This window comes from Enterobacter sp. RHBSTW-00901 (genome assembly GCF_014103115.1).
GTDB lineage: Bacteria > Pseudomonadota > Gammaproteobacteria > Enterobacterales > Enterobacteriaceae > Enterobacter > Enterobacter cloacae_P.
On record NZ_JABXPB010000001.1, the window covers coordinates 2,120,659 to 2,133,465 of the forward strand.

Here is a 12,807-nt window from a genome sequence, read left to right on the forward strand (position 1 = left end):
TTGCCAGAGTCAACGTTTTCCGCTGTGCAGCCAGAACGGCTCCTGCGAAATAGCCACGTTGCGGAAATGCTCAATCTCAATATGCTGACGGGTTTCGATGGCATGTTTCAGCCCCTGCCAGTTTTCCAGCCAGGCCTGCGTTTTTGCGCTGTCATAAGCCCCGGAAAGCAGCAACATGCTGTCGATATTACGCGCCAGACGGGGAAGCTGATCGCCATACTGGTCGCCCAGTGGATACGCAAAAGTGGTCTTCAACTCGGCGGCATGGCGTGAAAGATGGGTATCCGCAAAACGTTTGAAGTTTTCCGCAATTTTGGTCTGCGCTTTTGCATCCAGGAAACTGCGCCAGCCGCGCGTCACCAGAAACTCAGTCAGCGACAGTTTTGCCGCAGCGGTTTGCGGGCTGTAGATAGCCGTTTGCGCCGACACGTCAGAAAGCATCAACGTCTCGGTTTGCGTCAGCAGATCACGTAAGTGAGCGCTCGCTTTACGCGGGACAATGCCGCCGAAAAGCGCCAGGGTATGACGCACCAGCCCGATAGCCGCCAGCACGTGAGACTTTGCATTTTTCACATTTCGCGCCCACAGTTCTTCATGGTATTGCCACTGAGTGAGCGCCAGCTCCAGCGCCGCTTCCATACCCTGTTCAACACTGGCTTTCGGGGCGACGTGTAAAATGGTCGTCTCTTTCAGTAAACGTGGCGCATCTCCGGCCGCCAGGTGGTAGCCACGCGCGGCTTTGCTCAGGCTACCCTGACGCAAACCGGACTGGTTCACCAGCTTGTGTGCCAGCTTCAGCACGTCGTTCACATCACCGTCCACCAGCTCAAGCTCCAGCTCGCAAAGGGGTTCCTGGTATTCACCTGCCTTCACGTCACCCAGATCCAGGGCAATCTCAATGCGACTTTTGCCTTCATTGACCAGCCATTTTTCGCGCCAGAAATCGGTGCTGAACAGCGGCTGCACCTGCCCGGATAACGCTTCCGGCAGATGGCCCTCAGGCCAGACTTCTGCCGGGAAACGGTCCAGTTCAAGTTCTGGCTTACTGATGTCGATATTGTATTCCGGGCGCTGATGTAAACCGCCCACCACGCGACCAGCAATTTTCATCGTCATCTCGTAGTGCCCGTTCGCGCCACGGATGCGCAGCCCCATATCATGACGGCGCAGCCAGTTGTCTGGTGTTTCATAATAGATGTTCAGCAGTTGTACCGGTTCATGGTGCTCGCCGGAAAGCGTGTGCAAATGTTGACGAAGCGCGTCAACGCTGTCTTTTTCGACGATAAACTTTAATTCGATTTCTTGAGCCATAGCCTTGTACTTATGCAGGCGTCACAGACGCGTCAATGAGGGCGAACTTCCTCGCCATTTGTTTGTCAGTACATAGTATTTTGCGCCAAATTGCCACGCAATGAGCAATTTGACGGGCGTAAATGTTTGACAGCGTGACACAGATGATTCTGATTGCTGACGAATGCTTTGCGTAGAGACACTGTTGCCACTACTATCGTTCCACTATTCATGAAAATAACGACTAATGATGCTTAAATTACGCCTGATTGGACTTACTTTACTCGCTTTTAGCGCCGCAACTGCGGTACACGCTGAAGAGAAACGTTACGTTTCTGATGAACTGAACACCTGGGTACGCAGCGGCCCTGGAGATAATTATCGCCTCGTGGGTACGGTTAATGCCGGCGAGGAAGTGGTGCTATTACAGACCAATGCGGACACCAATTACGGGCAGGTTCGCGACAGCAGTGGTCGTACGTCCTGGATCCCACTGAAAGAGCTGAGCAATGTGCCAAGCCTGCGTACCCGCGTGCCGGATTTGGAAAATCAGGTGAAAACCCTGACCGACAAGCTCAATAACATTGACGGCACCTGGAACCAGCGCACCGCAGAAATGCAGCAAAAAGTGTCACAGAGCGACAGCGTGATTAGCAACCTGAAAGACGAAAACCAGAAACTGAAGAACGAGCTGATCGTCGCGCAGAAGAAAGTGAATGCTGCCAACCTGCAGCTCGATGACAAACAGCGCACCATCATCATGCAGTGGTTTATGTATGGCGGCGGCGTGCTGGGCGTCGGCCTGGTGCTGGGCCTGGTTCTGCCACACCTGATCCCAAGCCGTAAGCGTAAAGACCGCTGGATGAACTAATTCGTCTTCTTTGCCAGACTTACGTATTATCCTGGAAAAGAGAAAACAGGAGTGTCGGGCGTGAAGAGTTATCTGGTCGGTGGTGCGGTACGTGATGCGTTGTTAGGTCTGCCGGTCAAAGATAAGGACTGGGTTGTGGTTGGAGCCACGCCCGCAGAGATGCTCGACGCGGGTTACCAGCAGGTAGGTCGCGATTTTCCCGTGTTTCTGCACCCGCAAAGCCGTGAAGAGTACGCCCTGGCGCGTACCGAACGGAAATCCGGCTCAGGCTATACCGGCTTCACCTGTTATGCCGCACCGGACGTCACGCTGGAGCAAGATCTCCTGCGCCGCGATCTCACCATTAACGCGCTGGCGCAGGACAATCAGGGCCATATTATCGACGCTTATGGCGGCCAGGACGATTTGCGTAACCGCATTTTACGTCACGTCTCCCCGGCGTTTTCTGAAGATCCGCTACGCGTGCTGCGCGTGGCGCGTTTTGCTGCACGCTATGCCCATCTGAGCTTCCGCATCGCCGATGAAACAATGGCGCTAATGACTGCGATGACCAATGCGGGCGAGCTGGAACACCTGACGCCAGAACGCGTCTGGAAAGAGACGGAAAATGCCCTGACCACCCGCAACCCGCAGGTCTTTTTCCAGGTGCTTCGCGACTGTGGCGCACTGAAGGTTCTTTTCCCGGAAATCGATAATCTGTTTGGCGTCCCGGCTCCGGCAAAGTGGCACCCGGAAATTGATACTGGCGTTCATACCCTGATGACGTTGAGTATGGCCGCGATGCTCAGCCCGGAGGTTGATGTTCGTTTTGCCACCCTGTGCCACGATCTCGGCAAAGGGTTAACGCCAAAAGCATTCTGGCCGCGCCATCACGGTCACGGCCCGGCTGGCGTGAAGCTGGTAGAAGGTCTTTGCCAGCGTCTGCGCGTACCTAACGAGATCCGCGACCTGGCAAAACTGGTGGCAGAATTCCATGACCTGATCCACACCTTCCCGATCCTGAAACCGGCCACCATCGTGAAATTGTTCGACAACATCGACGCCTGGCGTAAACCGCAGCGCGTGGAGCAGATCGCACTCACCAGCGAGGCTGACGTTCGTGGGCGAACCGGGTTTGAAGCCTGTGATTATCCGCAAGGTCGTTTGCTGCGCGAGGCGTGGAACGTCGCCAAAGCGGTGCCAACCAAAGACGTCGTGGAAGCCGGGTTCAAAGGGCCGGAGATTCGGGAAGAGCTGACAAAACGGCGGATTCAGGCAGTAGCGGACTGGAAAGAACAGCGTTGCCCTCAGCCAAAAGACTGAGGGCAACCGGTCAGAAGAAGACCACGTAAACGGCAGCCGCCACGATAAAGCGATAGATCGCAAACGGAATAAACGAGATACGCTTGATCAACTGCAGGAAGGTTTTAATGGCAATCAGCGCCACGATAAACGCGGTGATGAAGCCCACGGCGAACATCGGAATATCACCCGTCGTCAGGAAGCCAATGCTTTTATAGACGTCGAGTGCGGTTGCGCCCATCATCATCGGCACGGCCAGCAGGAAGGAAAACTCCGACGCGGCATAGCGGCTCACGCCCATCAACATCCCGCCAGAAATCGTAGCTCCTGAGCGCGAGAAGCCCGGCCACAGGGCCAGACACTGGAAGCAACCAATGATGAATGCCTGACGGTAGGTCATATCGTCCAGGCCTTCTGCGCGAGGGACTTTAGGTTTCAGCACTTCTGCCGCAATCAGCAGGAAGCCGCCGACAACCAGCGCATACATCACGTTAATCGGGTTAAACAGCGATTTGATGGTGTCGTGGAAAACCAGCCCCAGCACCACCGCCGGGATCATCCCCAGCAGGATATGGATCAGCGACAAGCGACCTTTACCCAAACCTTCATGCTCTGGCGGACGGCCAAAGTGGATGCCAATCAGGCCAAACAGACGACGCCAGAACATCACGACCACGGCCAGAATAGACCCCAACTGAATAACGACTTCAAACGTCTTTGCCGTATCACCTTCAAAGCCCAGAAGATGGCCAACGATAATCATATGGCCCGTGCTGGAGACAGGTAAAAACTCCGTCAATCCTTCGACCACACCCAGTATTGCCGCCACCAGCAGCGAGTGTATATCGCTCATCTATAAACCCCTAAAAAGATATAAAAAAAACGGTGTACCACTAAGGCAACCGTGAAAGATACAAGCCTTAAGACCAATATAGCCGAAAATGGTTTAGCTATTATGACGTTGGATATTCCCTTTCAGATTTTTGCCACGCTCAATGATAACGCCGACGTTAGTCGCACGCGCCACGGCCCCCGGTTTGCTCAGCTTGATACGCACCCACGGTGAATTGAACCGGCTCAGCAGCAGCTCTGCCACCTCCTCAGCCACGCGCTCCACCAGGGCAAAACGCTGTCCTTCAACGTGGTTAACCACCGTTTCGCTGATATCGGCATAGCTCAGACAATCATTCACGTCATCGCTTTTCGCTGACGTGCGGTTATCCCAGCCCATTTCGATATCGAACACGAGCTTCTGTTCAATGGTCTGTTCCCAGTCGTAAACACCAATAGTGGTGATTACCGAAAGTTGCTCTATAAATACTATATCCATCACGACCTGCCTGCTTTTTGGCTAAACCGGATACCACTTCCGGCGAATTATGCGTATTATCCACAGATGCTGAAAATACAGATACATTTTCAAAACGGAACAGCGTTATGAGTGCAATCGCGCCTGGAATGATCTTCCTCGCTTACCTTTGCGGCTCAATCTCCAGCGCCATTCTGGTCTGCCGTATCGCCGGGTTACCTGACCCACGTGAAAACGGTTCCGGGAACCCCGGAGCGACCAATGTACTACGAATTGGCGGCAAGGGAGCAGCCGTAGCGGTTTTGGTTTTTGATGTACTGAAAGGGATGCTACCCGTCTGGGGCGCATATGCGCTGGGCGTCACACCGTTCTGGCTGGGGCTGATTGCTATCGCCGCCTGTGTTGGCCATATCTGGCCCGTATTCTTCGGCTTTAAAGGCGGCAAAGGCGTCGCCACCGCATTTGGTGCCATTGCACCTATCGGCTGGGATCTCACCGGCGTTATGGCAGGCACCTGGCTGTTAACCATTTTACTGAGCGGCTATTCTTCGCTGGGCGCGATTGTCAGCGCGCTGATTGCGCCGTTTTACGTCTGGTGGTTCAAACCCCAGTTTACCTTCCCTGTGTCGATGCTCTCCTGCCTGATCCTGCTGCGTCACCACGATAATATTCAGCGCCTGTGGCGTCGTCAGGAAACCAAAATCTGGACGAAGCTCAAGAGAAAGAAAAAAGAGCCTGAATAACCCACACGCCCTCACAATGCCCGGCTGCGCTGACCTTGCGCGGGCCGGTCTTTCCCTCGCATTTTATCCATAAGCGACTCATATGACAGCCTTCATTTCTGCCAGGGCATACTGAAACGTAACCCGTACGCGCGCAGATGGATGCAGCATGTTAGCAACTCAGGTCACTGATAACTCTTACAAAGGCTGGCAGGCATCGCTTACCCTGCAATTTTGTCATACCCCTGAGAAAACCCTCCTGCACTCCGCTCACCACGTCGGGCCTCTTACCGTCCAGCGTCCGTTTTATCCCGAAGGTGATACCTGCCATCTTTATCTCCTGCACCCACCCGGCGGGATTGTCGGCGGTGATACGCTGGATATCTCCGTTCACCTGGAAGCCAAAAGCCATACGCTTATCACCATGCCCGGTGCCAGTAAGTTTTACCGCAGCAATGGCCCACAGGCATGTCTGAACCAGCACTTTTACCTCGGCAAAGAGGCAACGCTGGAGTGGCTACCGCAGGACACTATTCTCTTTCCCGGCGCGAACGCAGCCTTACGCTCCGTTTTTCACCTGGAGGCGTCCAGCACGCTGTTGGCCTGGGAATTGTACTGTCTGGGTCGCCCGGTGATTAACGAAACCTTCAGCCACGGTACGCTCGAAAGCCGCCTTGAGGTGTGGGTCGACGGTGAGCCGCGCTTAATTGAACGTCAACATCTCAGCGACGGCAATCTCGCCCCCGTTGCCGGGCAGCCGTGGGTGGGCACACTGTTGTTCTATCCCGCCACGGAAAATCACCTTGAGGTGGTACGCGAACGGCTTGCGCCGCTGCATACCTTTGCCGGCGCGACACTCACCGAAGATCTGCTGTCGGTGCGGTTTCTCTCCCACGATAACCTGATTTGTCAGCGGGTGATACGCGATATCTGGCAGTCGCTTCGCCCGCTCTTAACCCCCAAAACCGCCTGTTCGCCCCGTATCTGGCAGACATAAGAGAAACGTTATGGAACTGACCCCCAGAGAAAAAGACAAGCTGTTGTTATTTACCGCTGCGCTGGTTGCCGAACGCCGCCTTGCGCGCGGGGTAAAGCTCAATTACCCGGAATCCGTCGCGCTGATCAGCGCCTTTATTATGGAAGGCGCACGCGATGGTGAAACCGTCGCCTCGTTAATGGAAGCGGGTCGCCACGTCCTGACGCGCACACAGGTGATGGAGGGCGTACCGGAGATGATCCCCGACATTCAGGTGGAAGCCACCTTCCCGGACGGATCAAAGCTCGTCACCGTTCACAACCCGATCGTATAAGGAGCTGACGATGATCCCAGGTGAATACCAGATCCAGCCAGGAAATATTGCGCTTAATGTCGGACGGGAAACCCGGAGCGCGATCGTCGAAAACCACGGTGACAGGCCGATCCAGGTGGGATCGCACTACCACTTTTATGAGGTCAATCCGGCGCTGAAATTCGACAGAGAAGCCACCAAAGGCTACCGGCTGAACATCCCGGCGGGGACTGCCGTACGTTTCGAGCCCGGCCAGAAGCGCGAGGTCACACTGGTTCGGGTTGCGGGTGCGCAATGCATTTTCGGTTTTCGCGCTGAAGTCATGGGGGAGGTGAAAAATGGCTGATATTTCACGCCAGGCCTACGCCGACATGTTCGGCCCAACCACCGGGGATAAAGTGCGCCTGGCCGACAGTGAACTGTGGATCGAAGTCGAAAACGATCTCACGGTCTACGGCGAAGAGGTCAAATTCGGCGGTGGGAAAGTGATCCGTGACGGTATGGGCCAGGGGCAGATGACAGCTGATGACTGTGTGGATCTGGTGCTCACCAACGCGCTGATTGTCGATCACTGGGGGATCGTAAAAGCCGATATCGGCGTGAAGAACGGCAGGATCTTCGCCGTCGGCAAAGCCGGTAACCCGGACATTCAGCCCGGCGTGACGATCCCGATTGGTGCCGCGACGGAGGTGATCGCCGCCGAAGGGAAGATCGTTACCGCGGGCGGGATCGACACCCACATCCACTGGATCTGCCCGCAGCAGGCGGAAGAGGCGCTCGTCTCCGGCGTCACCACCATGATCGGTGGCGGTACCGGGCCTGCGGCAGGCACTCACGCCACCACCTGCACGCCAGGGCCGTGGTATATCGCCCGCATGCTGCAGGCCGCCGACACGCTGCCGGTGAATATCGGTTTGCTCGGCAAAGGTAACGGCTCAAACCCTGATGCCCTGCGCGAGCAAATTACAGCTGGCGCGATCGGGCTGAAGATCCACGAGGACTGGGGCGCAACGCCTGCGGCGATCAACTGTTCGCTGGAGGTGGCGGAAGAGATGGATATTCAGGTGGCGCTGCACAGCGACACGCTGAACGAGTCCGGTTTTGTTGAAGACACGCTGGCGGCCATTGGCGGGCGCACCATCCACACGTTCCATACTGAAGGGGCGGGTGGCGGACATGCGCCGGACATCATCACCGCCTGTGCGCATCCCAATATTCTGCCCTCCTCCACCAACCCGACGCTGCCCTACACGGTGAACACCATCGACGAGCATCTCGACATGCTGATGGTTTGCCACCACCTCGACCCGGATATCGCCGAAGACGTGGCTTTTGCCGAATCCCGTATTCGTCGGGAAACCATCGCCGCCGAAGATGTACTGCACGATATTGGCGCGTTCTCGCTCACCTCGTCCGACTCCCAGGCAATGGGACGCGTAGGCGAAGTGATAATCCGCACCTGGCAGGTGGCACACCGCATGAAAGTCCAGCGTGGCGCGCTGCCGGAAGAAACTGGCGATAACGATAACTTCCGCGTGAAGCGCTACGTCGCAAAATACACCATCAACCCGGCCCTGACCCACGGTATCGCCCATGAAGTCGGTTCCATTGAAGCCGGAAAACTGGCGGATCTGGTGGTCTGGTCACCCGCATTCTTTGGCGTAAAACCCGCCACCATTGTGAAAGGCGGAATGATCGCCTGTGCGCCGATGGGCGATATCAACGCATCTATCCCCACGCCGCAGCCGGTGCATTACCGCCCGATGTTTGGCGCACTGGGTGCGGCACGGTATGCCACCCGCCTGACGTTTGTCTCGCAGGCTGCCGCAACCCATGGCATCCCGCAGCAGCTCAATCTGCAAAGCGCGACCGCAGTGGTGAAAGGCTGCCGGACGGTGAAAAAGGCCGACATGATCCACAACAGTTTGCAGCCCAACATCACCGTTGATTCGCAAACCTATGAGGTCCGTGTCGACGGTGAATTGATTACCAGCGAGCCGGCAGAGATCCTGCCGATGGCCCAGCGCTATTTCCTGTTTTGAGGAGGAACGATGATCTACCTGACCCAACGCCTTGACCACGCCCACCGCATCACCGCCAGCGTCACACTCCCCATTGATGTGCGGGTGAAAAGCCGCGCCCGTGTCGCGCTGAACGATGGCCGCGATGCCGGGCTGATGCTGCCACGCGGTTTGCTGCTGCGCGGCGGAGACCTGCTCACCACCGAAGATGGTAGCGAGGTCATTGAAGTGATCGCCGCACCAGAGTCGGTATCAGTCGTGCAATGCTCAGATCCCTTCCTGCTCGCCCGCGCCTGCTACCACCTGGGTAACCGCCACGTCCCGCTGCAGATCATGCCCGGTGAGTTGCGCTATCACCACGATCACGTCCTCGACGACATGCTGCGTCAGTTCGGGCTGGAGGTCACATACGCCACGCTGCCGTTTGAACCGGAAGCGGGTGCATACACCAGCGATGCCCACAGCCACAGCCATTCGCACGCTCATTCACACTAAGGATCCCATCATGCGCAAATATTTACCTCTGTTATTGCTGGCCTTCTCCCTTCCGGCGCTCGCCCACCCAGGACATGGAGCCGACAGCTTTCAGGCCGGGTTTTTCCACCCGCTAACCGGCCTTGATCACCTGCTGATGCTGACCGGTGCAGGTGTGCTTTCCGCCCTGAGCGGACGCAAGCTGTTACTGCCTTTTGCCACCCTCGGCATGATGCTGGCAGGTGCCATTGCGGGCAACCTTTTCGGCGGCTTTAGCGGCATGGAGATGCTGATTATCGCTTCGCTGGCGGTGTGTGGCGTGATGATGTTTAAAACCGAAAACCGTCTGCTGCTGGTCGTGCCTGCGCTGGCGATGTTCCACGGCTGGGCACACGGCGTGGAGATGTCTGGTCACAACTTCTGGCTCTTCACCACCGGGTTTATGTTTGCCAGCGCCACGGTACTATGCGCCAGTTTCGCCGCAGGGTTACTGCTGCGCCGTCACGACGGTCTGCGTAAAACCTTCGGCGGCGGGCTGATTGTCTCCGCCCTGCTGGTGCTGATGAGCTAATGGAGCACAGCCGCCAGTGGTTACGCCTGATGCAGCTTTCCAGCAGCAGCCTGCCGGTCGGGTCGTTTACCTGGTCGCAGGGGCTGGAGTGGGCTGTTGAAGCGGGTTGGGTAGCCAGTGTCGAGGCATTCAGACACTGGCAAATTCAGCAGATGGAGCAGAGCTTTTTCTGCGTCGATCTGCCGCTGTTTATGCGTCTGTACCGGGCCTGCGAGCAGCAGGATCTGACGGCAGCAAAACGCTGGGCGGCATACCTTCTCGCCTGCCGGGAAACGCGTGAACTGCGCGAAGAAGAACGTAATCGCGGTGCTGCATTTACCCGCCTGGTCAAAAGCTGGGAGCCGGACTATCCGGCAGCGTGGCAGCCGTTGTTTATGCAAAGCCAGCTCTGCGGCATGGCGTGGCTCGGCGTACGCTGGGGCATTGGCGCTCGCGAGCTGGCACTGAGCCTGGGCTATAGCTGGATTGAAAGCGCAGTGATGGCAGGCGTCAAGCTGGTGCCGTTCGGACAACAGGCCGCACAACAGCTGATTATTACCCTGAGCGACCATTTCGCTGAAGGGCTTGATGCGGCGCTGTCACGCAGCGATAACGAGCTGGGCGCAGCCACGCCACTTTCGGCCATCGCCTCTGCGCGACACGAAACACAATATTCACGATTATTCCGTTCCTGAGGAGTCAACATGGCTGATGACAAACATCCCCTGCGCGTTGGCGTGGGTGGCCCGGTGGGGTCGGGCAAAACCGCCCTGCTGGAAGCACTCTGCAAGGCAATGCGCGACACGTACCATCTCGCAGTAGTAACCAATGATATCTACACCAAAGAGGATCAGCGGATCCTGACCGAAGCGGGCGCGCTGGAACCAGAGCGCATCGTGGGTGTGGAGACCGGTGGTTGTCCGCATACCGCCATCCGTGAAGATGCATCGATGAACCTCGCGGCAGTCGAAGCGCTCAGCGAGAAGTTTGGCAATCTGGATCTGATCTTCGTTGAAAGCGGCGGCGACAACCTGAGTGCGACTTTCAGCCCGGAGCTGGCGGATCTGACCATTTACGTGATTGACGTGGCTGAGGGAGAAAAAATCCCACGTAAAGGCGGGCCGGGGATCACCAAATCGGATTTTCTGGTGATCAACAAAACCGACCTCGCGCCGTACGTCGGTGCTTCGCTGGAGGTGATGGAACGCGACACCAACCGCATGCGCGGTGAGCGTCCGTGGACATTTACCAACCTGAAGGTGGGCGATGGTCTGGCGACGATTATTGCGTTTCTGGAAGAAAGAGGAATGCTGCGGGTGTAGTCGTAAATTTCCCTCTCCCCTGTGGGGAGAGGGTTAGAGTGAGGGGGTTACGCCTCCGGCAGCTCCGCCAGTGGCCAGCGCGGACGCACGGACACACTCAGATCGGAGGTTGCACCGGCGTTCAGGCGCACCATCCCGGCGTAGGCGATCATCGCCCCGTTATCGGTACAAAATTCCGGGCGGGCATAGAACACTTCTCCGCGACGCTTCTGCATCATCTCCGCCAGTTTCGCACGCAGAGTGCGGTTAGCACTCACGCCACCGGCCATCACCAGACGCTTAAAGCCCGTCTGATCCAGCGCACGCTTGCACTTGATCATCAGCGTATCCACCACCGCATCTTCAAACGCACGGGCGATATCAGCACGCGTCTGCTCGCTATCGTCGTTATTGCGGATCGTATTCGCCGCGAAGGTTTTCAGGCCAGAGAAGCTAAAATCCAGCCCAGGGCGGTCGGTCATCGGGCGCGGGAAAACAAAGCGCCCTTCCGTGCCCTGCGCGGCCATTTTTGACAGCATCGGGCCACCTGGGTAGTCCAGCCCCAGCAGCTTGGCAGTTTTGTCGAACGCTTCACCGGCTGCGTCGTCGATTGACTCACCCAGCAGTTCATATTTACCGATGCCCGTCACGCTAATCAGCTGGGTATGACCGCCGGAAACCAGCAGCGCCACAAACGGGAACTCAGGCGGATTCTCTTCCAGCATCGGTGCCAGAAGATGCCCTTCCATATGGTGAACCGGAATAGCCGGAACATCCCACGCAAACGCCAACGAACGACCAACCGTTGCACCAACCAGCAGCGCACCGACCAGGCCCGGGCCAGCGGTATACGCCACCGCATCAATATCATCTGAACACAACCCGGCTTCTTTCAGCGCCGCCTGAATCAGGGGAACCGTTTTACGCACATGGTCACGGGAAGCCAGTTCAGGCACAACGCCACCGTAGTCAGCATGCAATTTCACCTGACTATACAGCTGGTTGGCAATAAGCCCTTTTTCGTCGTCGTAAATGGCGATGCCGGTTTCATCGCAGGACGTTTCAATACCCAGTACACGCATGACTTGTTTTACCTCGTTTCAATACCGCGCAGTGTAGGGCCAATGCGGGTTGATGTAAAACTTTGTTCGCCCCAGGACATCGGCTCGTGTATACTCCTCCTCCTTATAAAAGTCCCATTTCAAAATCGCATCGGTGCTTTACAAAGCAGCAGCATTTGCAGTAAAATTCCGCACCATTTTGAAATAAGCTGGCGCTGATGCCAGCGGCAAACCGAATTTATTAAAGGTGAGAGTTACATGCCGGTAATTAAAGTACGTGAAAACGAGCCGTTCGACGTAGCACTGCGTCGCTTCAAACGTTCATGCGAGAAAGCAGGTGTTCTGGCTGAAGTTCGTCGTCGTGAGTTCTATGAAAAACCAACGACCGAACGTAAGCGCGCTAAAGCTTCTGCAGTGAAACGTCACGCGAAGAAACTGGCTCGCGAAAACGCACGCCGTACTCGTCTGTACTAATCCATTGAGGGCCAGAGCCCTCAGTGAGCAGACAGAGTAATAGTCGTAAGGCCGTGCTTCCGGAAGGAATGCGCGGCTTGTTTTCGTTTATAAATCAGCATTTATACAAAATCATTCACACTGTATCAAGGCGGCAAGTGAGTGAATCCCCGGAGCTTACTTAG

16 protein-coding genes are annotated in these 12,807 nt (G+C 56.4%); 12 read left to right on the forward strand and 4 right to left on the reverse strand.

The features are described from left to right. Positions 1-9 precede the first annotated feature (9 nt). Positions 10-1,311, reverse strand: a complete 1,302-nt coding sequence (locus HV318_RS10170; protein WP_182272666.1) for a CYTH domain-containing protein — start codon at positions 1,309-1,311, stop codon at positions 10-12. A gap of 229 nt (positions 1,312-1,540) precedes the next feature. On the opposite strand from HV318_RS10170, the gene HV318_RS10175 reads away from it, so the two are divergent. After that, entirely contained in the window at positions 1,541-2,161 is a 621-nt protein-coding gene (locus HV318_RS10175) for a TIGR04211 family SH3 domain-containing protein (RefSeq protein ID WP_182274574.1), read from the forward strand. Positions 2,162-2,221: 60 nt separating this feature from the next. Then, on the forward strand, positions 2,222-3,463 hold the full coding sequence (locus HV318_RS10180; RefSeq protein WP_182272667.1) for a multifunctional CCA addition/repair protein: 1,242 nt from the start codon (positions 2,222-2,224) through the stop codon (positions 3,461-3,463). A gap of 10 nt (positions 3,464-3,473) precedes the next feature. On the opposite strand, the gene bacA is transcribed toward HV318_RS10180, so the two are convergent. Next, positions 3,474-4,295: an undecaprenyl-diphosphate phosphatase gene (bacA, locus tag HV318_RS10185; RefSeq protein ID WP_182272668.1), complete on the reverse strand. Its 822-nt coding sequence runs from the start codon at positions 4,293-4,295 to the stop codon at positions 3,474-3,476. A 93-nt stretch (positions 4,296-4,388) separates the two neighbouring features. Then, positions 4,389-4,772: a bifunctional dihydroneopterin aldolase/7,8-dihydroneopterin epimerase gene (gene folB / locus HV318_RS10190; protein ID WP_182272669.1), complete on the reverse strand. Its 384-nt coding sequence runs from the start codon at positions 4,770-4,772 to the stop codon at positions 4,389-4,391. 107 nt (positions 4,773-4,879) lie between these two features. On the opposite strand from folB, the gene plsY reads away from it, so the two are divergent. From plsY to ureG, 9 genes are all read left to right on the forward strand, one after another. After that, on the forward strand, positions 4,880-5,494 hold the full coding sequence (gene plsY, locus HV318_RS10195) for a glycerol-3-phosphate 1-O-acyltransferase PlsY (protein WP_182272670.1): 615 nt from the start codon (positions 4,880-4,882) through the stop codon (positions 5,492-5,494). Between the two features lie 148 nt (positions 5,495-5,642). Further along, positions 5,643-6,470 (forward strand): urease accessory protein UreD, encoded by an 828-nt coding sequence (locus HV318_RS10200; RefSeq protein WP_182272671.1) that lies wholly within the window; start codon positions 5,643-5,645, stop codon positions 6,468-6,470. A 10-nt stretch (positions 6,471-6,480) separates the two neighbouring features. Next, positions 6,481-6,783, forward strand: a complete 303-nt coding sequence (locus HV318_RS10205) for an urease subunit gamma (protein WP_182272672.1) — start codon at positions 6,481-6,483, stop codon at positions 6,781-6,783. A 10-nt stretch (positions 6,784-6,793) separates the two neighbouring features. Beyond that, on the forward strand, positions 6,794-7,108 hold the full coding sequence (locus tag HV318_RS10210; RefSeq protein WP_182272673.1) for an urease subunit beta: 315 nt from the start codon (positions 6,794-6,796) through the stop codon (positions 7,106-7,108). Next, complete coding sequence (gene ureC, locus HV318_RS10215; protein WP_182272674.1) at positions 7,101-8,804, forward strand: urease subunit alpha; 1,704 nt, start codon at positions 7,101-7,103, stop codon at positions 8,802-8,804. The genes HV318_RS10210 and ureC overlap by 8 nt, the downstream gene beginning before the upstream one ends. Before the next feature lie 9 nt (positions 8,805-8,813). Continuing rightward, complete coding sequence (gene ureE, locus HV318_RS10220) at positions 8,814-9,278, forward strand: urease accessory protein UreE (RefSeq protein ID WP_182272675.1); 465 nt, start codon at positions 8,814-8,816, stop codon at positions 9,276-9,278. A gap of 10 nt (positions 9,279-9,288) precedes the next feature. Next, on the forward strand, positions 9,289-9,828 hold the full coding sequence (locus HV318_RS10225; protein ID WP_182272676.1) for a HupE/UreJ family protein: 540 nt from the start codon (positions 9,289-9,291) through the stop codon (positions 9,826-9,828). After that, positions 9,828-10,502 (forward strand): urease accessory protein UreF, encoded by a 675-nt coding sequence (locus HV318_RS10230; protein ID WP_182272677.1) that lies wholly within the window; start codon positions 9,828-9,830, stop codon positions 10,500-10,502. Before HV318_RS10225 ends, HV318_RS10230 begins: the two co-directional genes overlap by 1 nt. A gap of 9 nt (positions 10,503-10,511) precedes the next feature. Beyond that, complete coding sequence (gene ureG, locus HV318_RS10235) at positions 10,512-11,129, forward strand: urease accessory protein UreG (protein ID WP_182272678.1); 618 nt, start codon at positions 10,512-10,514, stop codon at positions 11,127-11,129. A gap of 47 nt (positions 11,130-11,176) precedes the next feature. Here ureG and tsaD read toward each other — a convergent pair whose 3' ends face one another. After that, on the reverse strand, positions 11,177-12,190 hold the full coding sequence (gene tsaD, locus HV318_RS10240; protein ID WP_182272679.1) for a tRNA (adenosine(37)-N6)-threonylcarbamoyltransferase complex transferase subunit TsaD: 1,014 nt from the start codon (positions 12,188-12,190) through the stop codon (positions 11,177-11,179). Between the two features lie 237 nt (positions 12,191-12,427). Between tsaD and rpsU the strand changes: the two genes are divergently transcribed. Continuing rightward, complete coding sequence (rpsU, locus tag HV318_RS10245) at positions 12,428-12,643, forward strand: 30S ribosomal protein S21 (RefSeq protein WP_001144069.1); 216 nt, start codon at positions 12,428-12,430, stop codon at positions 12,641-12,643. The last annotated feature ends 164 nt before the right edge of the window (positions 12,644-12,807 follow it).

What these genes read in the sequence shown, in the direction of transcription:
- HV318_RS10170 (WP_182272666.1), bottom strand. Translation starts at nt 1,311, where the DNA reads ATGGCTCAAGAAATCGAATTAAAGTTTATCGTCGAAAAAGACAGCGTT.
- HV318_RS10175 (WP_182274574.1), top strand. Translation starts at nt 1,541, where the DNA reads ATGCTTAAATTACGCCTGATTGGACTTACTTTACTCGCTTTTAGCGCC.
- bacA (WP_182272668.1), bottom strand. Translation starts at nt 4,295, where the DNA reads ATGAGCGATATACACTCGCTGCTGGTGGCGGCAATACTGGGTGTGGTC.
- folB (WP_182272669.1), bottom strand. Translation starts at nt 4,772, where the DNA reads ATGGATATAGTATTTATAGAGCAACTTTCGGTAATCACCACTATTGGT.
- plsY (WP_182272670.1), top strand. Translation starts at nt 4,880, where the DNA reads ATGAGTGCAATCGCGCCTGGAATGATCTTCCTCGCTTACCTTTGCGGC.
- HV318_RS10200 (WP_182272671.1), top strand. Translation starts at nt 5,643, where the DNA reads ATGTTAGCAACTCAGGTCACTGATAACTCTTACAAAGGCTGGCAGGCA.
- HV318_RS10205 (WP_182272672.1), top strand. Translation starts at nt 6,481, where the DNA reads ATGGAACTGACCCCCAGAGAAAAAGACAAGCTGTTGTTATTTACCGCT.
- HV318_RS10210 (WP_182272673.1), top strand. Translation starts at nt 6,794, where the DNA reads ATGATCCCAGGTGAATACCAGATCCAGCCAGGAAATATTGCGCTTAAT.
- ureC (WP_182272674.1), top strand. Translation starts at nt 7,101, where the DNA reads ATGGCTGATATTTCACGCCAGGCCTACGCCGACATGTTCGGCCCAACC.
- ureE (WP_182272675.1), top strand. Translation starts at nt 8,814, where the DNA reads ATGATCTACCTGACCCAACGCCTTGACCACGCCCACCGCATCACCGCC.
- HV318_RS10225 (WP_182272676.1), top strand. Translation starts at nt 9,289, where the DNA reads ATGCGCAAATATTTACCTCTGTTATTGCTGGCCTTCTCCCTTCCGGCG.
- HV318_RS10230 (WP_182272677.1), top strand. Translation starts at nt 9,828, where the DNA reads ATGGAGCACAGCCGCCAGTGGTTACGCCTGATGCAGCTTTCCAGCAGC.
- ureG (WP_182272678.1), top strand. Translation starts at nt 10,512, where the DNA reads ATGGCTGATGACAAACATCCCCTGCGCGTTGGCGTGGGTGGCCCGGTG.
- tsaD (WP_182272679.1), bottom strand. Translation starts at nt 12,190, where the DNA reads ATGCGTGTACTGGGTATTGAAACGTCCTGCGATGAAACCGGCATCGCC.
- rpsU (WP_001144069.1), top strand. Translation starts at nt 12,428, where the DNA reads ATGCCGGTAATTAAAGTACGTGAAAACGAGCCGTTCGACGTAGCACTG.